Raw genomic sequence first — 19,014 nt, 5'->3', positions numbered from 1 at the left:
CGAACAGATGACCGCATAAAAAATACCAACCAGATTTCTCTGGTCGGCATTTGGTCTAACTTTTGGGTCTCACTACATTTCAGGGTGGTTTTTTTGTTCGATTAAAAATTTATAGTATAATAGAAGGAAATTGATTTATTAGGAGGAATTTCATTGCTATTTGATACGCATGTACACCTTAACGACGAGGCTTTTGACGATGATATAGAAGAAGTAATAAAGCGAGCACAAGAAAACGATGTAACTCGTATGGCCGTTGTCGGTTTTAACAAAGAAAGCATTGACCGAGCATTAAAACTAGCAGAAAAATACGATTTCATTTCACTAATCGTCGGCTGGCACCCTACAGACGCATTTAGTTTTACCGACGAAGATTTAGAATGGTTACGCGATTTAGCCTTAACCCATCCAAAAGTAGTTGCTTTAGGCGAAATGGGACTTGATTATCATTGGGATACTTCCCCAAAAGAAACACAATTCGAGGTTTTTCGAAAACAAATTCGTCTAGCCAAAGAAGTGAATTTACCGATAGTTATTCATAATCGGGAAGCAACCGATGATATTATTCGAATTTTGCAAGAAGAGCACGCCGAAGAAGTAGGCGGAATTATGCATTGTTTTGGTGAATCAGTCGAAGTAATGGAAGCTTGCCTAGCGATGAATTTTTACATTTCATTCGGCGGAACCGTCACTTTCAAAAACGCCAAATTACCAAAAATTGCAGCCCAGGCTATACCAATTGACCGTTTATTAATCGAAACTGACGCACCCTATCTTGCTCCGACGCCAAATCGCGGAAAAAGAAATGAACCGGGATACGTCAAGTTAGTTGCCGAAAAAATTGCTGAATTGAAAGAAATGAAATATAGCGAAATCGCAACGCACTCAATGGATAACGCAAAAAGGTTATTTAAAATTAAAGATTAACTGTAATGGAACTGTAACATAAGGCCGACTCTGTAACCCAATCTTAAGCTTTAAAGATATAAAAATAGGCATTTGGACCAAAACCCTTATTTTATGCCTACGACCAGAGACGTAGAAAAATGACATACTTTTGTTACATTTGATATTTAACTATCTTTGTTAATTTTAAAATGGCTTCATGCCAACGTTTATTCCCGAAGTTTGCGCAAATATGAACAAACTATTAAAAAATTGACAGTTGTTTGCTCCCCTGTATATAATCACTAGCGAAGCAGAAAGGGGAGAAATACATGACCATGGAAAACAGCAGTAACGTAGCCCAATCATCAAAATGGAAATTACCAATCATGATTGCAGGATTTGTTATTGTAGTAGCATTGGTTTTTTATTTCGTTTTCGAAGGAACTAAAAACGATATCACTATAGTAAATGCTGGCGAAAAAACAGAATCAAGAACGCATGCAAAAACAGTTGCTGAAGCATTAGATGAAGCAGGAATAAAAGTAAGCGAACATGATGAAATTGCGCCAGGTAAAAAAGCAGAAGTTAAAGACGGTATGGAAATTAAATATCTTCCAGCACGCCAAGTTACAATAAATGATAATGGAACAAAGAAAAACGTGTGGAGCACGAAAGAAAATGTTTCTGATTTACTTAAAGACGAAAACATTACAACAACCCCACATGATGTGTTAAACGTAGCATTAGATGATAAATTAAAAGATGGCCTTGAAGTTGATATTGATCGTGCCATCCAACTTTCCTTACAAAACGGAGCAAAAACAGATACAGTTTGGACAACAAAAACTCAAGTTGGTGATTTGCTAGCTGAGAAAAACATCCAACTTGATCAAGACGACCGTGTGTCACCTGCGAAAGACAGTAACTTAAAGGAAAAAATGACCGTACAAGTTACATATGTTGATTCAAAAGCTGACAAGAAAAAAGAACAAATCAAATTTAATACAGTTTACAAAGAAGACGACAGCCTAAACCAAGGCGTTGAAAAAGTCGTACAAGAAGGTAAAACTGGTGAAAAAATTGTTGAGTATAAAGTAACATTTGAAAACGGCAAAGAGAAAAAACGCGATGTCGTTAAAGAAAATGTCACTTCTGAAAAATCTGATAAAGTAGTTGTTCGTGGTACAAAAGAAAAAGCTGTCGTATCAGAAATAGCAAATGCAAAACCTGCTAAAAAAGCAACATCATCAAACACTTCTTCATCTACTTCATCGTCTGCTCCATCAGGTGGTAAAACATTCACGATGGAATCCACTGCCTATTCTGGTGGGGGAACAACAGCGACAGGAATTAACTTAAGTGCTAATCCTGGAATGAGAGTAGTAGCTGTTGATCCTAGTGTTATTCCACTTGGCTCACGCGTTTGGGTAGAAGGATACGGAGAAGCTATCGCTGGTGATACTGGTGGAGCAATCAACGGAAATATCGTTGACGTTTATTTCCCAAATGAAAGTTCATGCTACTCATGGGGTAGAAGAACTGTAACCGTAAAAGTGTTAAACTAATAATCGCATAAAAACGAGGCTGACTCATAGGGCCTCGTTTTTTCTTTGCCCAAAATGTGGTATGATGTATGTACTTATTTTACTAAAAAGGATGTAATCATTATGAACGAGAAGCCTGTAATACACGAGTTTATTGTCGTAGAGGGCCGCGATGATACAACTGCGATTAATCGTTCTGTTGTTGCGGATACCATCGAAACAAATGGATCGGCACTTTCACAAGAAACAATTGAGAGAATTAGACATGCGCAAGAACTTCGGGGAGTCATTATTTTTACAGATCCGGATTTCCCAGGAGAAAAAATTAGAAAACAAATCGACTCAGCAGTTCCAGGTTGTAAGCATGCTTTTATTAATCGTCAAGATGCTTTACCAAAAGCGGGGCGTGGTCTTGGAGTGGAACATGCTAGTAACGCTACCATTCAAGAAGCATTACAACATTTCCATACAAGTAATACACGAACTGAAAAACATTTTATTTCAAAAGAGATTTTAATGAACTTAGGTCTTCTTGGCGGACGAGGGTCAAAAGAACGTAGAGAAAAACTCGGAAATATACTTAAAATTGGCTACACTAATGGAAAACAGCTACAAACGCGTTTGGAATCATTCGCGATTAGTGAACAGCAGTTGGTAGCCGCGTGCCAAAAGCTTATGCAGGAGGAAGAAAATGAGTAAAGATATTGCAACACCTGGAAGAACAACAGAAATCTTAAAAAAATATGGTTTCTTATTTAAAAAAAGTTTAGGGCAGAATTTTTTAATTGATAGTAATATTTTGACCCGAATTACGGATACTGCTGAAATTACGAAAGAAACAAATGTCATTGAAATAGGTCCGGGTATTGGCGCACTAACAGAACAATTAGCTAAAACAGCCAATGAAGTAGTTGCGTTTGAAATTGATCAACGTTTATTGCCAATTTTAGATGATACACTTAGCGCATATAATAACGTTAAAGTGGTTCACGGAGATATTCTAAAAGCAAATGTAGAAGAAGAAATTGCAACTCAATTTACCAAACCAGAGCTACCACTCAAAATTGTAGCTAATTTGCCCTATTATGTAACTACTCCGATTATTTTAAAACTACTACATGATAATATTCCAGCTGATTCCATGACTTTCATGTTACAAAAAGAAGTTGCGGATAGGATTAGTGCCGTTCCAAGCACTAAAAGCTATGGCAGTTTAACCATTGCTATCCAATTTTATATGGAAGCTGAACTAGCTTTTATTGTGCCGAAAACAGTGTTTATGCCGCAACCTAATGTCGATTCAGCAGTTATTCATCTAAAGCGTCGTAAAGAACCACTAGCCCAAGTTGATGACGAAGAATTTTTCTTTGAAGTTACAAGAGCGGCATTTGCCCAAAGAAGAAAAACGCTTTGGAACAATCTGGCTTCTAAATTTCCGGCTCTAAAAGCACGTAAAGAAGAATTAGTAAATGGTTTAAATGGCATTGGTATAGACTTAATTCGCCGCGGAGAAACATTAGATATCCCTGAATTCGCCAAATTAAGCAATTTTTTAGCTGGTTTTTTAGCAGAAAAATAATTTTTTTGAAAAAAGCGCTTTCTTAGTTGACAGCTAGCCCTTACAACTGTTAAAATATTTGGTTATTGATTTCTTGAGCCATCTGTGCTATAATTGTTCTCAGTGAGGTGGAAAATAAATGCCAAAAACCATTGCAAGCATTAAGACGAATTTAGATTCTAGATTAGGTAAAGCATTGACATTGAAAGCAAACGGCGGTCGTAAGAAAACGATTGAACGTTGCGGCATCCTAGCTGAAACATATCCATCCGTTTTCATTGTAGAGCTTGATCAGGATGAAAACAACTTTGAAAGAGTATCCTATAGTTATACGGATATTTTAACAGACGCAGTAGAACTTGTATTTACAGATGATAATAAAGAATTAGCTTTGTAAGAAGCTGAAGTAGCCGAGCCATCATTAATGGTTCGGTTTTTGCTTTGTTAAGGGTTGTTTTGGACCGTCAGCTACATATTTCTTCTTTCATATGATAGAATAGAAAAAGAGATTTTGAACGCGGAGGCGGGGAAAATGAAAATAAGCATAACGGCGCCAGCTAAAATTAATCTATCGCTTGATGCGCTTTATAAACGTGATGATGGTTATCATGAAGTAGAGATGGTAATGACAACTATCGACCTTGCGGATAGACTATATTTAGAACGGCTAGATGAGGACGTTATTGTGCTAGATGTAAAGGCACACTTCATCCCAGAAGATCGCCGCAATTTAATCTATCAAGCAGCCGCACTTTTGAAAAAACGCTTTAATGTAAAAGCAGGTGTGCGGATTACAATAGATAAACATATTCCGGTTTCTGCGGGGCTTGCAGGTGGGAGTTCGGATGCAGCTGCAGCACTTAAAGGGTTAAACGTTATTTGGGAGTTAGGTCTTTCAATCGAGGAATTAGCAGAAATTAGCTCGGAAATCGGTTCTGATATTGCGTTTTGCGTCTATGGTGGGACCGCTATCGCAACTGGTCGTGGAGAAAAAATCACTTCACTACCGAATATGCCCGGTTGCTGGATTGTACTAGCGAAACCAAGTATTAGTGTGTCGACTCCAACAATCTATAAAGAATTACAAGTGGATGAGGTAGAACACCCGAATACGAAAAAAATGATTACAGCAATGCAGCAAGGGGATTTAGACGGCATTTTCTCATCTACAGGGAATGTTCTTGAATCCGTGACGCTTGAAAAAAATCCACAAGTAAAACGAATTAAAGATAAGATGTTAGCGTTTGGTGCTGAGGCGGCTTTAATGAGTGGTAGCGGGCCAACAGTATTTGCACTTGTCAAACAGTACTCAAGAGCAAAACGCATCTATAACGGCTTACGAGGCTTTTGTGAGGAAGTTTATATGGTTCGACCATGGAGTGAGAGTGAAAACGATACTATTAAAGGTTGAGAGGGGTCAGAAGAATGAAAATTATTTTTAATGCAGATGATTTTGGAATTAGCCCAGGAGCAGTATATGGTATTTTAGATTCTTACAAAAGAGGGGTTGTAAAATCAACGACACTGTTAGCTAATAGCCCGGCGTTTGATTTAGCGATTGAAGTAGCGAAAGAAAATCCAGGTCTAGATATTGGGGCGCATTTGACTTTAACATTTGGTTCTCCATTACTTCAAGGGCTAAAGACGCTTACAGATGAGAACGGCCGCTTCCGTAGAAATTATGATGCACTAGAATCTGGCTTAGCTGATGTCGATATGGGAGAGGTTGAACGTGAATTAACTGCCCAAATCGAGAAAATTTTAGCTTCTGGCATTACTATTTCTCACTTTGATACGCATCACTCCATTGAACCATTAATCTATCCTGTACAACATAAACTTGCAGAAAAATATGGTGTAAGTTTGAGACGCCACGCAGATGTTTCTGATTTTGGTGCGATTAAAACACCAGATTTATTTGCTACTGATTTTTATGCAGATGGTGTTAGCTGTGATACGATTAAAAAAATAGTTCAAAAACATATCGGGACAAATGATGTGGTTGAAGTTATGACCCATCCGGCTTTTATAGATGATATTTTACTTAATATTTCTAGTTATGTTAAGCCAAGGACAAAGGAGCATACAATACTTACATCAAGAGAATTGCAAGCTTATTTAGGTCAACAAGAAGTAGAAATTATTAGTTTCCGCGATTTATAAAAAATACTGACCTGTCAAAGGATGTTTATTTGGCGGGTTTTTTAATGCGTTACAATAATAAAAGTTGTCATTTTCATGGAAAACGTTTTATAATAGAGAAAATACGGACAAAATACATGAATTTGCTTTTTAATATACGGAATTTTATCAAAGGGAGAGAGATTATGAAGATTCGTCGCAGTGAACGATTAATTGATATGACCCAGTTTCTTTTATCGCATCCGCGAAAACTAGTGCCGCTTACGATGTTTGCTGAACGTTATGGCTCAGCTAAGTCTTCTATTAGTGAAGATTTGGTTATCATAAAGAAAACATTTGAAGATAGAGGAATTGGTACGCTTGAGACAGTTCCGGGAGCTGCAGGTGGAGTGCAGTATATTTCTATTGCTGGGAATGATGATGTGCTTGATTTCGTGCATACATTATGTAACCGAATTGCAGAACCAAATCGTTTGCTACCAGGTGGTTATTTGTACCTTTCAGATTTATTGGGCGAACCAGTTACACTGAAGGCGATTGGTAAAATCTTAGCAACGAAATTTAACGATAAGAAAATAGATGCAATTATGACTGTTGCAACGAAGGGTATTCCGATTGCGCAAGCTGTTGCAGAACATTTAAGCGTGCCATTTGTCATTGTAAGGCGAGATAGCAAAGTGACAGAAGGTTCGACTGTTAGTATCAATTACGTATCCGGCTCATCCAAAAGAATCGAAAAAATGGAACTATCCAAACGCAGCCTAGCAGAAGGTTCTAATGTTGTTATAGTGGATGATTTCATGAAAGCTGGAGGAACAATCAACGGAATGAAAAATTTACTTGAAGAGTTTAATGCTCATTTAGTCGGAATTGGCGTTTTAGTTGAATCAGAATATGCCGAAGAACGCTTGGTAGATGATTATGTTTCGCTTGTAAAAATTAAAAACGTGAATATGAAAGAGAAACAAATTGAAGTAGTTGACGGAAATTATTTTAATAGCTAAACATACAACCCTAGGCGACTCTAGGGTTGTTTTTTTATTAAAGTGATGATATGAACAAATCAGCCCTGCGATGTACTTCACTCACTTAAGTTTTATGTTAAAATAAATCCTATCATTGTTACATAAAATCTAAGCCTTTCAAATACTTGGGAGCAGAAGGAGAACGTTCATGAAAAAATGGGTTAAATGGTTAATTGTTATTGTTATTATTGCAGTTGTAGCCGTTGGTGCGGTTATGTTGCTTGGAAAAGATAGCGGTTCTGTAACACAAGAGAAATTAGTTACAACAAAAGTGAAACAAGGAGAAATGAAAATAAATGCTACCGGAACAGGGGCGATTTCACCAGAAAACACACAAGTTCCTGATTATGACGAACTTCAATTAGTAGCGCAAATGGACGAGCTTGATATTCCAAACATCAAGAAAGACCAAGAAGTAAAAGTTACTGTAACAGCACTTCCTGATAAAACATACACAGGAAAAGTGAAAGAAATCGCGGAACAAGGTCAGGTACAAAACGGTGTGTCTAGTTTTTCAGTAATTATCTCACTTGATAAAACAGACGATCTAAAAGCGGGAATGACAGCAGATGCATCTATTTTAGTTAATGAGAAAAAAGATGCGCTTTATGTGCCGATTGAGGCAGTTCAAAAAGATAGCGACGATAAATACTATGTGTTAGTTCCAGAAGAAAAAGATAATGGTAAAACAAAGAAAGTGAAAAAATTTGTAGAGACAGGTCTGCATAACGAAGACAATATTGAAATCACTAAAGGTGTTAAAAAAGACGAAAAAGTAATCCTTCCTACACAAGAAACTGAGACGCTTCCAGGTGCTCCAAGCTAAGTTTTATGTAAGCAAGAATCAGAAAAATTGTATGAAGGAGGGATAAACATGCCAAAACCGCTAATTGACATGAAAAATTTAACAAAAACATATACTTTAGGCGGAGAAACTTTTAAGGCATTAGATGATGTTACTTTTACCGTTGACCAAGGCGAATTTTTATCCATCGTTGGTCCATCCGGTTCAGGAAAATCAACATTAATGAATATGATTGGTTGCTTAGACGTGCCAGATGAAGGAAGCTATCATTTGGATGATGTCGACGTCTTTACATTGAGCGACAATAAATTATCCGAAATTAGAAATAAGAAAATCGGCTTTATTTTTCAGCAGTTTAATTTACTTACAAAATTATCGGCTTTTGAAAATATCGAATTACCTTTAATCTATGCAGGTTTAAGCGTTTCAGCACGTGAAAAAGTTGCGCTTGAATGTTTGGAAAAAGTTGGCTTACTTGAAAAACGGAGAAACTTACCAACACAGCTTTCTGGTGGACAACAACAACGGGTCGCTATTGCAAGAGCGCTCGCTGGAAAACCTCAAATTCTGTTGGCAGACGAACCAACCGGAGCACTAGACTCCAAAACTGGTAAAGAAGTAATGGGTATTCTTCAAGAATTAAATCGGGCAGGCAATACGATTGTTATGATAACCCATGATCCAACAATTGCGTCTTATGGAACGAGAAGTATTCGTATTCAAGATGGTAAATTATTCCACGAGGAGGCGACTAAAGCATGAACGTTCTCCAAAGCATGAAAATGGCGTGGAAACAATTAAAAGCAAGTAAATTGAGGTCTTTCCTAACCATGCTAGGTATCATCATTGGTGTAGCATCTGTTATCCTATTAGTTTCACTGGGGAATGGAGTTACTCAAGAAGTGGATGAACAAATGGGCGATTTAGGATCTAATTTAATCACCGTTGTAAACAGCTCAGTTAATCCGAATGATAAATACACCTATGATGAAGTAATGAAATACCAAAATATTGATGGGGTCAAAAGTGTTTCCCCAGAACTATCTGGACAAGTAAATGCAACATATGATTATAAAAATTCAAGCAATAAGGTCATTGGTACGAATGATCAGTACAGAGCGGCTCGTAGCTTGGAAATGGATGAAGGGCGCTTCTTGCTACCAATTGATACAGAATATGGTCAGAAGGTAGCTGTAATAGGCTCTACAGTCGCGAATGATTTGTTTGGCTTTGGGAATCCAATTGGTGAAACAATTAGGTTAAACGGAATGCCGTACAAAGTGGTTGGAGTTCTAAAAGAAAAAGGCGCTTCAATGATGGGTTCAAGCGATGACCAAATTTTCATTCCAATTTCTTCTGCGCAAAGACTACTAAAAGATACGAATGTCCGTACAATTTATGTAGAAACAAAAGCTGCTGAAGATGTTGACTTTGTTGTAAACACGCTGGAATCTCGTTTAGCCATTAAGTTTGGTGATGAGAAAGAGCAAGAAGAAAATGCTTCTTCCGCTCAAATGGGACCATCTTATCAAGTTATCAATCAACAAGAAATTTTAAATGCATTTAATACAATAAGCGCAACTTTAACAACTGCGCTAGGTGCGATTGCTGCTATTTCGCTTGTCGTGGGTGGTATCGGAATTATGAATATCATGCTCGTTTCGGTAAGTGAACGTACGAGAGAAATTGGTATTAGAAAAGCACTTGGAGCTAAAAAACGAGCTATCTTACTACAATTCCTGATTGAATCAATTGTTATTAGTGTTTGTGGTGGGGTTATTGGAATACTCATTGGTGTATCTGGTGCGTTAATATTCGGCTCATTTGCTGGGATATCATCAGGAATAACTGCTGGGACGATTATTTTCTCCTTTGTATTCTCGCTTTGCATTGGAGTAATATTTGGAATCGCTCCTGCCAACAAAGCATCAAAATTAAGACCAATTGATGCATTAAGGTCAGAATAAACCTAAAAAGGAATTCAAAACATTTTTGGATTCCTTTTTTAGTATTAAAAAAGGGCTATTTATGTATAAATGAACCACTAGTTGTCTTGTCATCTAGATTTAACATTTTTGTCACAATTAAGCGTTATCAATCCAAAAAATAAATTTAGAAAAATAAAGCATACGATGAAAACGTGCATGGCTATGCTGTTTTTAGGGTAAATATACAATAATAAGAAGAAGTATGCATAGAGACTGGGAAAAGTACAAATTTTAAAAAATAGGTGCCATTAAGGGGGAAAAACTCGTTATATTGTATACAATGGCTTGTAAGAAATGAATTGATTTCAACCATTTTACTGGCATTATTGCCTATAAAATAGTATGATGAATACATTGTAATTCAGCTCTAGCAATGGTTTGAGAGTTTTTTACATATAAATAAATAACATTGTATACAAAGGTCATTTCATAGTGAACAATTCAAAAATGTCAATACTTTTTGAAAAAAAACTATTTTTTTTGATTCCGAATTCACAAAGTTGTCAAATTTAGTTTTTTTTATTATTATGTTTGTAGGGAATAATTTTACGTAAATGTTGCTTGTTTCAAAAGCGATTTTTTCTATGGGGGAATTTTTCTCGAGTGTGTACTTAATGTTGCATGTGAGCATTGGTTATTAACAGAGCAACTAGAATAAGGTGGTGAAGATAATGGAGATTACAGATGTGAGATTACGCCGTGTTGAGACAGATGGGAGAATGAAAGCTATTTCTTCAATAACGATTGATGGTGAGTTTGTTATTCACGACATTCGTGTTATCGATGGCAACGAGGGACTGTTCGTAGCTATGCCAAGCAAACGTACGCCGGATGGAGAGTTTAGAGATATTGCACACCCTATTAACTCGAATACCCGTGCGAAAATTCAAGAAGCTGTTTTAGCTGCTTATGAAGTGGCGGAAGTACCAACTGCAAGTGAAGAAACATCTGCTGACGAAAGTGTCGCAGAAGAGAATTAAAAAATCCTCATTTCGGGAAGGACATTGTTGTGAACAGCTTGAGAAGGGGATTTAATGAACCTGATGTTTGGCTGGGAAAAGCATATTCTTTTTGATCGAGGCAAATGGGATAAGGAGTGACTAATAATGCAAGTAACAGATGTGAGATTACGTCGTGTAGAAACTGATGGAAGAATGAGAGCAATTGCTTCAATCACTTTAGATGAGGAATTTGTAGTTCATGATATTCGCGTTATTGATGGGAATAACGGTTTATTCGTAGCTATGCCAAGTAAGCGTGGCGTTGACGGTGAGTTCCGTGATATCGCTCACCCAATTAATTCTGACACTCGTGCAAAAATTCAAGAAGTTGTTTTAGCTGAATATGTACGTGTTGGTGAAGAAGAAGCTAATGCGGTGACAGAAGAAGAATCTGAATCCGTTTCTGCTGAATAATTAAAAATTTCCAAGGGCTAGCCTCGTGCTAGCCCTTTTTGCGTTTTTAAATATAGGGAAAATGATAAATAGTCTTGGTGTTCCATTTTAGCTATGGTATAATTAAAAGTAGATTGAAATTTGGGAGGGGAATTCGGAATGATGTTGCAAAATCAGGCACAATCACGAAACTATTATTGTAGCACGACTGTAATCTCTGCTTTCAATAAACAAATAAACAATCATGCTATATCTTTCGGAATTTTCAAACAAATAAAACACTAAATTTACTCTTTACCTAAAAATATGGTTAAGAGTTTTTATTTGGGCGCAATCTTGAAAAAATGCAATTTTTACGTTATCATTCATAGTGGAAGAATAGTGAAAAATGGAGGTTCTATATAATGTCAAAACGATATGCTGTAGTGCTTGCTGCTGGCCAAGGCACGCGGATGAAATCAAAACTTTACAAAGTATTGCATCCTGTTTGCGGAAAACCAATGGTCGAACATGTAGTAGATCAAATTTCGACGCTTGATGTTGATAAAGTGGTTACAATAGTTGGGCATGGAGCGGAAAAAGTACAAGAGCATCTAGCTGGTAAAAGCGAGTTTGTAAAGCAAGAAGAGCAACTTGGAACAGCCCATGCGGTACTTCAAGCAAAAACAGCCCTTGCTGATAAAGATGGTGTTACGTTAGTTGTTTGCGGAGATACTCCTTTAATTGAGGCTAGTACAATGGAAGCTCTATTGAAATATCATCATGAAAAACGTGCAAAAGCAACGATCCTGACAACAGTGATTGAAGATCCTACTGGTTATGGACGTATCATTCGTGATGACCTTGGCATTGTAGAAAAAATTGTCGAACATAAAGATGCGACTGAAAAAGAACAACGCATTTCAGAAATTAATACTGGTACTTATTGTTTTGATAATAAAGCTCTTTTTGAGGCGTTAGAAAATGTCTCTAATGATAATGTGCAAGGAGAATATTACTTGCCAGATGTTATTAAAATTTTAAAAGATTTAGATGAAGTAGTAGCGGCATATCGAATGGAATCTTTCGAGGAATCGCTTGGAGTGAATGATCGAATCGCTTTAGCTGAGGCATCTAAATTAATGCAACGCCGAATTAATGAGAATCATATGCGTAATGGGGTAACGCTTGTTAATCCAGAAAGTACGTATATTGATATAAATGTAAAAATTGGTCAAGATACTGTTATTGAACCTGGTGTTATGTTGCGTGGTAATACAGTGATTGGAGACGATTGTATTGTTACAAGTGGCTCGGAAATCGCTAATAGTGTTATTGGTGAACGCGCTCATATCAGAAGTTCTGCTATTTTTGAAAGCAAGGTTGGGGATGATGTTCAAATCGGACCTTATGCGCATCTAAGACCAGAATCCGATATTCATAATAACGTGAAAATCGGCAATTATGTTGAAACCAAAAAAGCGGTTGTCGGTGAAGGGACAAAACTGCCACACTTCATTTATATGGGGGATGCAGAAATCGGCAAAAACGTAAATATTGGTTGTGGAAGTATTGCGGTTAATTATGATGGCAAAAATAAAGCGAAAACGATTATTGGCGATGATGTTTTTGTAGGTTGTAATTCTAATTTAGTTGCCCCTGTCAAAGTAGGCAATCGCGCTTTCATTGCAGCTGGTTCAACTATTACAAAAGATGTTCCAGAAGACGCGCTTGGGATTGCTCGCGCGAAACAAGACAACAAGATAGGTTATGCAAAACGTTTGAATCACGGTAAATAATTTCCAATTGGAAAGTTTAAAATTTTAATAAAAATAGTGGAGGCTGATTATGTCAAACGAGTATTTTGATCCAAAGTTGAAGATTTTCTCGCTAAATTCTAATCGTGAACTAGCTGAAGAGATTGCGAAAGAAGTAGGTATTGAGTTAGGAAAATCAAGCGTTACTCATTTTAGTGATGGAGAAATCCAAATTAATATTGAAGAAAGTATCCGTGGTTGTCATGTTTACGTTATTCAATCAACGAGTAACCCTGTAAACCAGAATTTAATGGAACTTTTGATCATGATTGATGCGTTGAAACGTGCTTCTGCGGCGACAATTAATATTGTTATGCCTTATTATGGTTATGCACGCCAAGACCGTAAAGCGAGAAGTCGCGAACCAATTACGGCAAAATTAGTTGCAAACTTAATCGAAACAGCTGGAGCGACAAGAATGATTACGCTAGATATGCATGCGCCGCAAATTCAAGGTTTCTTTGATATTCCAATTGATCATTTGAATGCTGTACGCTTACTAAGTGGTTACTTTGGGGAACGTCATTTGGGTGATGATTTAGTAGTCGTTTCGCCAGACCATGGTGGAGTTACTCGTGCTCGTAAAATGGCGGATCGTTTGAAAGCGCCGATTGCTATTATTGATAAGCGTCGTCCGCGTCCAAATGTGGCGGAAGTAATGAATATTGTTGGTAACGTAGAAGGGAAGGTTTGTATCATTATTGATGATATTATTGATACAGCGGGAACTATTACGCTTGCTGCAAAAGCGCTTCGTGAAGCTGGGGCAACAAAAGTATATGCTTGTTGTTCGCACCCGGTATTATCCGGACCTGCAATGAAACGTATTGAAGAATCACCAATTGAAAAATTAGTTGTTACAAACTCTATTGCACTTCCAGAAGATAAGTGGATAGACAAGATGGAACAACTTTCTGTAGCGCCACTTTTAGGTGAAGCAATTGTGCGCGTACATGAAAACGCATCTGTAAGTTCGTTGTTTGAATAAAAAATCGCTTAAACTAAAACAGAAATTCTCTATTGATGAGGATTTCTGTTTTTTATTTTTAATAGAAGAAAAAGATGTGTTTCTCTTATAAGGGTTTAACTAAAATGAAAATAAATGTTATTATGTTCGCCGGATTTTTTAAGTGTTAGTATTGTTTGGAAGAAGAGTGGCGCATTCTGGCATAATAGTTTAAAATACTAAGATGAGATTGAGAAACGCAAAATGAAAAGGGCTAAAATGAGCGAGGGGATAGCTCTGTAAGCGTCACATAAGGATTGGGGGGAGTTTATGGATAAAGTGAGAGTTGCAATTATATCGGATGTTCACGGTAATGTAGAAGCTTTAAAAGCAGTGTTAAAAGATGCTGCGAATGAACATGCGGAAAAATACATAACGGTCGGTGATATAGCTTTAAAAGGTCCAGGTACAGATATTTGTCTGGAACTTCTGGAAAAACTCAATCCGCTTTCTTTTGTGCTAGGAAATCATGAACAGGTGTATAGGGACTTTTTGGAAGGAAAATCATTTAATTATTCTATAAAACGACGGATGATTGAGGAATTAGTGAAATATGATTATGCTTTTTTAGGTGATGAAAAATTTCGTTATTTAGCTACATTGCCCAAAAAAGTATCAATTCAAATATTGGGGACGAAAATAGATGTTTTTCATGCGATGCCAAAATCCGCTAGCTTCCCGATTTATGCGACGGAAGAGCAAGCCTATTTTGATGAGATGTTTTCGGATACTGATGCGGATGTCGCGATTAATGGACACGTTCATCGGCAATCGCTTAGAAGAACGGTGGATGACAAGTTGATTATTAATTCTGGCTCGGTCGGACTACCAGGCGGGGAAAGTCGGAAAACAAAAGATAATCTAGCTCAATATGCTCTTATTGATATCGCTGCTACAGGTGTTGTTGACATCCATTTTAAAAAAATCGCCTATGACATTGATGCAGAAATTGCTTTTGCGAAAAAAAGAGCTTTGCCATATGTGGATATTTATGAGAAAACACTTCGGTCAGGGCAATATTTATATATAGATAGTCAAATTGAGCAATACCTTGATTGAAAATAACCGTAAAAAAATGGAAATCAGCTTTAATGACTGATTTCCGTTTTTTTTAATAGTCTTGGGTTTCTGTAACGACAGCTGTACCGGATGCAGTGACCATTAACATGCCATTATCTGCTCCAAGTACTTCATAATCAATATCTACACCAATCACAGCATTTGCACCGATGTCTTGTGCGCGTTGTTCCATTTCTTTAATAGCTTCCTCACGTGCGTTAATCAGCTCGTCTTCATATCCTTGTGAGCGTCCGCCAAAGAAATTTCTGAATCCTGCTCCAATATCTTTCATAACGTTAACCCCGGTAATTACTTCGCCGAAAACGATTTTTTTATATTCGATAATTTGTTTGCCTTCGATATTTGGTGAAGTTGTTACAATCATTGTTTAATCCCTCCAGTTTTTCTTTTATCATACCCCTAAGTAGTTTTTTGAGTCAAAGGATAGCTAATTATTTTTTTCGGCTACGCGCTCTTTCAATATAAGGAATGGCGTCAGGGACTTTGCAGGCGGTTTTCCCTAAATCAACATGAACTTTACCTACAAAATTAGCTGCTTCTAATGCTTTTTCATATAATTCGTCTTTATAAATTCCACAAGCGATAATATAGCTATTCATAGAATAACGCGTTCTGTTTGTTTCAGATTGTAAGTTTTGCTTTGCGAATTCAAGCAATTCTTCTGCTTCAGGCAAATTGGCAATATGTTCTGAGAAAATTTGCCATCCCATCGATTTAGTTAAATCAAAATCACTTTTCATCCATTTTCTTGCAAAAGTGAGTGCGTCTTCACGTTTGCTTACGACGGAAGTTAAGCCGGAAGTTAGCATTGTCCATGTTTCGCGAAAAGCGCTATTCCATTGTTCGATTTGATTTACGTCTAGTTTTTTAGGGTCGACAGCAAGTAAACCTAGGTAAATTAAGTCGCTATTATTAGACTCAATTAGTTGAATCGCTAGTTCTTGATTTTTATTTAGTTTTTCACGACGAATAATTTTCTTTAAGTCGCCGATTTTTAAACCGTATAGTTCTAATGTTTCTGGGCAGCCATGGTTTCTAAAGATTTTGATAGTATTAGGGTTTTGAAGAGCACTTAGTTCGGCATCCAGCTGATCAAAAGTAATCATGAGTAGCCTCCTTTCGAATAAATTAAGTATAACAAAAAAGCATGCAAGGTAGCATGCTTTTTTGGTGGAAACATATTAATCAATTTGTTGCATTGCATCATCTAATACTTTTTTAAGAGTATCAGCGGATTTTTTCATTTGTTCTTTTTCTGTGGCATTTAAATTCATTTCAACAATATGGCGAACGCCTTGACGGTTAACTACGGCAGGTGCTCCAATGAAAATATCGTTCATTCCATAATGGCCATCTAAATATACGGAAAGAGGTAGAATCGCATTTTCATTATTTAAAATAGCTTTAGTAATACGGGCAAGAGCAGCTGCAACACCATAGAAAGTAGCGCCTTTTTTATTGATAATTTCATAAGCTGCATCACGAACGCTTACAAAAATAGTATCCATTGCACCTTGTTCATCCTCGCTTATCCATTCTGTAATTGGTAGTCCCCCAACGGTTGTATGGCTCCATGCTGGGAATTCTGTATCGCCATGTTCCCCTAAAATATAACCGTGGACATTACGTGCATCCACTTTTAAATAATCGGCAATTGACATACGGAAGCGGGCTGTATCAAGGCTTGTTCCTGAACCGATAACACGTTCTTTGGGAAGTCCAGAGAATTTCCATGTCGCATAAGTTAAAATATCGACTGGGTTTGATGCGATTAAGAAAATACCGTCGAAACCACTTGCCATTACTTCATCAACAATGCCTTTCATAATCTTAATGTTCCGGTTAACTAAGTCTAAGCGAGTTTCGCCAGGTTTTTGTGCTGTACCTGCAGTAACAACAACTAGGTCTGCATCATGGCAGTCGCTATAATTAGCTGAGTAAATTTTCTTCGGTGTCGAAAATGGAACAGCATGACTTAAATCCATCGCATCCCCGATTGTTCTGTCTTTATCTATGTCAATAATACCGAATTCTTGTCCAATGCTTAAGTTCACACAAGCGAATGCGTAACTAGAACCAACTGCTCCGTCGCCAACTAAAATAATTTTTTGATGATCTTTCATTTCGAATTCCTCCTATAAAAAATCTATTTACTAGTACAGTATAACATGTATTTTTCATTTGTGAAGCATTGAACGTCCTGAAATTTTAAAAGTTGTTATAATAAAATACTGAAAACGTTATAGTACAGTTTTAAAACGTTTGCATAAGGTAGCAACCGCTATTTTCTGTTTACCTTTTATTGAGAATTATAAACCTCTTAATCGTGATCAACCCATTTGCTTTGTTTTGCTATTTTTTTAAAGGGTAGATATAATAGGAGTGTACCAAAATTGAATGAGTGGAGTGATTTTTTATGGCAACAACATTAGAGGTCCAGAAAAGAGAAACAACGCAACATTCAGAAGTAACGAGATTGCGTAGTGAAGGAAAAGTACCTGGAATTATTTATGGTTACAAATCGGAAAATGTTCCAGTTTCCGTTGATTCTTTGGAATTAATCAAAGCAGTTCGTGACAATGGTCGAAATGCCGTATTTGCAGTGACTGTTGGCGGCAAGAAATTAAATGTTTTATTGCATGAGTATCAAGTGGATCCGTTAAAAGACACATTAGTACATGTGGACTTGCTAGCGGTTGATATGAATGAAGAAGTGGAGACCGATGTTCGTGTGGTATTAGTTGGGGATGCGCCTGGTGTTAAAGCTGGCGGTGTGTTACAACAAATTATCCATGATGTAAAAGTTTCGGCAACACCTGAAAAATTACCAGAAACGATTGAATTAGATATTTCCACATTAGAAATTGGTGATGTATTAACGACAAATAATCTTCCAGAAAACAAAGATTATGTTGTGCAAGTGGAAGAAGAAGAAACAGTTGTAACAGTTTCTGCCCCTCGTGCTGAAGAAGAGCCAACAACTTCAGAAGCGCCAGAACCAGAAGCTTTACATGGTAATGATGAAGAACCAGTAGAATAATTTTCAAATATATCCATTCGGAGGTACGCGTTTACTCGCGCGCCTCCTTATTTTTTTGTATAATATTAGAAAAGGAGGCGTTTTTATGCTGGATCAATCTGTTCCGAAAATTTCTGTTGCTATGGTTAATTATGATGCTACTAATTATCCGGAATATAGCTTGCCGGATGGGTATTTCTTTCGTTTTTATGAAGACGGGTTGGAAGAAGAATGGTGCAAGTTACAGTTAGAATCAGGACAAGTTACCTCCTCAGAAGAGATTCATGCCCGTTTTAAAACAGAATTTAGCGGAGAAAAAGAAAAATTAGCTAAACGTTGTGTTTTTGTTCAAGCGCCAAATGGGGAAATCGTTGGAACGGCAATGTTGTGGGATGGGGATACTTTTGGTGGGATGGAAAGTCGTATTCACTGGGTTGCTGTACTAGATTCGCATGGAGGAAAAGGAATCGCAAAAGCATTATTATCTGAAATTCTACATTTAAATAAAAATGATTTTGTCTATCTAACAAGTCAAACCGGTAGTTACCAAGCAATTTATCTATATCAAAAATTTGGTTTTAAAAAATATCTTGGAAAAACACCAGTAAATTGGAAAAAAGTGAACTTTCAAGCCGAAAATGAAAAAGCATGGGAGATAATTGAAAATAAAATTGCGGAACATAAGCGTTGATTGGAAAACTTTCAACCAAATCAATTCCGTGGTATAATCAAAAAAACATCGAAACAAAAACCAGTTCATTCGTGAAGT

The 19,014-nt window shown here is 37.0% G+C and carries 21 protein-coding genes; 18 read left to right on the top strand and 3 right to left on the bottom strand.

Going from position 1 to position 19,014, the window contains the following annotated elements:
- The first annotated feature begins 153 nt into the window (after positions 1–153).
- From HCJ50_RS14610 to HCJ50_RS14535, 16 genes are all read left to right on the top strand, one after another.
- Complete coding sequence (locus tag HCJ50_RS14610; protein ID WP_185348763.1) at positions 154–927, top strand: TatD family hydrolase; 774 nt, start codon at positions 154–156, stop codon at positions 925–927.
- Between the two features lie 290 nt (positions 928–1,217).
- Positions 1,218–2,453, top strand: a complete 1,236-nt coding sequence (locus HCJ50_RS14605; RefSeq protein WP_185348770.1) for a G5 and 3D domain-containing protein — start codon at positions 1,218–1,220, stop codon at positions 2,451–2,453.
- Between the two features lie 102 nt (positions 2,454–2,555).
- Positions 2,556–3,131: a ribonuclease M5 gene (gene rnmV / locus HCJ50_RS14600; RefSeq protein ID WP_185348772.1), complete on the top strand. Its 576-nt coding sequence runs from the start codon at positions 2,556–2,558 to the stop codon at positions 3,129–3,131.
- The gene (gene rsmA, locus HCJ50_RS14595; protein WP_185348774.1) at positions 3,124–4,011 is read left to right on the top strand and encodes a 16S rRNA (adenine(1518)-N(6)/adenine(1519)-N(6))-dimethyltransferase RsmA; all 888 of its coding nucleotides are present in this window, start codon (positions 3,124–3,126) and stop codon (positions 4,009–4,011) included. The genes rnmV and rsmA overlap by 8 nt, the downstream gene beginning before the upstream one ends.
- A gap of 118 nt (positions 4,012–4,129) precedes the next feature.
- Complete coding sequence (veg, locus tag HCJ50_RS14590; RefSeq protein ID WP_003718261.1) at positions 4,130–4,387, top strand: biofilm formation stimulator Veg; 258 nt, start codon at positions 4,130–4,132, stop codon at positions 4,385–4,387.
- A 135-nt stretch (positions 4,388–4,522) separates the two neighbouring features.
- Positions 4,523–5,401, top strand: coding sequence for a 4-(cytidine 5'-diphospho)-2-C-methyl-D-erythritol kinase (gene ispE, locus HCJ50_RS14585; protein WP_185348776.1), 879 nt, complete (start codon positions 4,523–4,525; stop codon positions 5,399–5,401).
- A gap of 14 nt (positions 5,402–5,415) precedes the next feature.
- Entirely contained in the window at positions 5,416–6,153 is a 738-nt protein-coding gene (locus HCJ50_RS14580; RefSeq protein WP_185395752.1) for a carbohydrate deacetylase, read from the top strand.
- Between the two features lie 164 nt (positions 6,154–6,317).
- A complete protein-coding gene (purR, locus tag HCJ50_RS14575; RefSeq protein WP_185348779.1) occupies positions 6,318–7,136 on the top strand; it encodes a pur operon repressor in 819 nt (272 codons plus the stop codon).
- Between the two features lie 169 nt (positions 7,137–7,305).
- Positions 7,306–7,983, top strand: a complete 678-nt coding sequence (locus HCJ50_RS14570; RefSeq protein WP_185348787.1) for an efflux RND transporter periplasmic adaptor subunit — start codon at positions 7,306–7,308, stop codon at positions 7,981–7,983.
- A 48-nt stretch (positions 7,984–8,031) separates the two neighbouring features.
- The gene (locus HCJ50_RS14565) at positions 8,032–8,724 is read left to right on the top strand and encodes an ABC transporter ATP-binding protein (RefSeq protein ID WP_185348789.1); all 693 of its coding nucleotides are present in this window, start codon (positions 8,032–8,034) and stop codon (positions 8,722–8,724) included.
- The gene (locus HCJ50_RS14560) at positions 8,721–9,929 is read left to right on the top strand and encodes an ABC transporter permease (RefSeq protein ID WP_185348791.1); all 1,209 of its coding nucleotides are present in this window, start codon (positions 8,721–8,723) and stop codon (positions 9,927–9,929) included. The genes HCJ50_RS14565 and HCJ50_RS14560 overlap by 4 nt, the downstream gene beginning before the upstream one ends.
- 692 nt (positions 9,930–10,621) lie before the next feature.
- Complete coding sequence (spoVG, locus tag HCJ50_RS14555) at positions 10,622–10,930, top strand: septation regulator SpoVG (RefSeq protein ID WP_185395753.1); 309 nt, start codon at positions 10,622–10,624, stop codon at positions 10,928–10,930.
- A gap of 126 nt (positions 10,931–11,056) precedes the next feature.
- Positions 11,057–11,365 carry a septation regulator SpoVG gene (gene spoVG / locus HCJ50_RS14550; protein ID WP_185395751.1) on the top strand — a complete coding sequence of 103 codons (309 nt, stop codon included), beginning with the start codon at positions 11,057–11,059 and terminating at the stop codon, positions 11,363–11,365.
- Positions 11,366–11,748: 383 nt separating this feature from the next.
- On the top strand, positions 11,749–13,122 hold the full coding sequence (gene glmU, locus HCJ50_RS14545; RefSeq protein ID WP_185348810.1) for a bifunctional UDP-N-acetylglucosamine diphosphorylase/glucosamine-1-phosphate N-acetyltransferase GlmU: 1,374 nt from the start codon (positions 11,749–11,751) through the stop codon (positions 13,120–13,122).
- A gap of 49 nt (positions 13,123–13,171) precedes the next feature.
- Positions 13,172–14,128 (top strand): ribose-phosphate diphosphokinase, encoded by a 957-nt coding sequence (locus tag HCJ50_RS14540; RefSeq protein WP_185348812.1) that lies wholly within the window; start codon positions 13,172–13,174, stop codon positions 14,126–14,128.
- Positions 14,129–14,416: 288 nt separating this feature from the next.
- Complete coding sequence (locus HCJ50_RS14535) at positions 14,417–15,205, top strand: metallophosphoesterase family protein (RefSeq protein WP_185395750.1); 789 nt, start codon at positions 14,417–14,419, stop codon at positions 15,203–15,205.
- Positions 15,206–15,257: 52 nt separating this feature from the next.
- Here HCJ50_RS14535 and HCJ50_RS14530 read toward each other — a convergent pair whose 3' ends face one another.
- The 3 genes from HCJ50_RS14530 to HCJ50_RS14520 all read right to left on the bottom strand — a co-directional run bounded on the left by HCJ50_RS14530 (position 15,258) and on the right by HCJ50_RS14520 (position 17,349).
- The gene (locus tag HCJ50_RS14530) at positions 15,258–15,590 is read right to left on the bottom strand and encodes a putative heavy metal-binding protein (protein WP_185348816.1); all 333 of its coding nucleotides are present in this window, start codon (positions 15,588–15,590) and stop codon (positions 15,258–15,260) included.
- Between the two features lie 67 nt (positions 15,591–15,657).
- On the bottom strand, positions 15,658–16,332 hold the full coding sequence (locus tag HCJ50_RS14525) for a DNA alkylation repair protein (RefSeq protein WP_185395749.1): 675 nt from the start codon (positions 16,330–16,332) through the stop codon (positions 15,658–15,660).
- Between the two features lie 75 nt (positions 16,333–16,407).
- The gene (locus HCJ50_RS14520; protein WP_185348820.1) at positions 16,408–17,349 is read right to left on the bottom strand and encodes an L-lactate dehydrogenase; all 942 of its coding nucleotides are present in this window, start codon (positions 17,347–17,349) and stop codon (positions 16,408–16,410) included.
- 293 nt (positions 17,350–17,642) lie between these two features.
- Here HCJ50_RS14520 and HCJ50_RS14515 point away from each other — a divergent pair, with 293 nt between their 5' ends.
- Both HCJ50_RS14515 and HCJ50_RS14510 read left to right on the top strand, forming a co-directional pair.
- Positions 17,643–18,266, top strand: coding sequence for a 50S ribosomal protein L25/general stress protein Ctc (locus HCJ50_RS14515; protein ID WP_185348822.1), 624 nt, complete (start codon positions 17,643–17,645; stop codon positions 18,264–18,266).
- Between the two features lie 85 nt (positions 18,267–18,351).
- Positions 18,352–18,936, top strand: a complete 585-nt coding sequence (locus HCJ50_RS14510) for a GNAT family N-acetyltransferase (protein WP_185348824.1) — start codon at positions 18,352–18,354, stop codon at positions 18,934–18,936.
- Positions 18,937–19,014 lie beyond the last annotated feature (78 nt).

This window comes from Listeria immobilis (genome assembly GCF_014322765.1).
Taxonomy (GTDB): domain Bacteria; phylum Bacillota; class Bacilli; order Lactobacillales; family Listeriaceae; genus Listeria; species Listeria immobilis.
The sequence above is the reverse complement of the archived record's forward strand: the minus strand, read 5'-3'. Positions and strand labels throughout refer to the sequence as shown.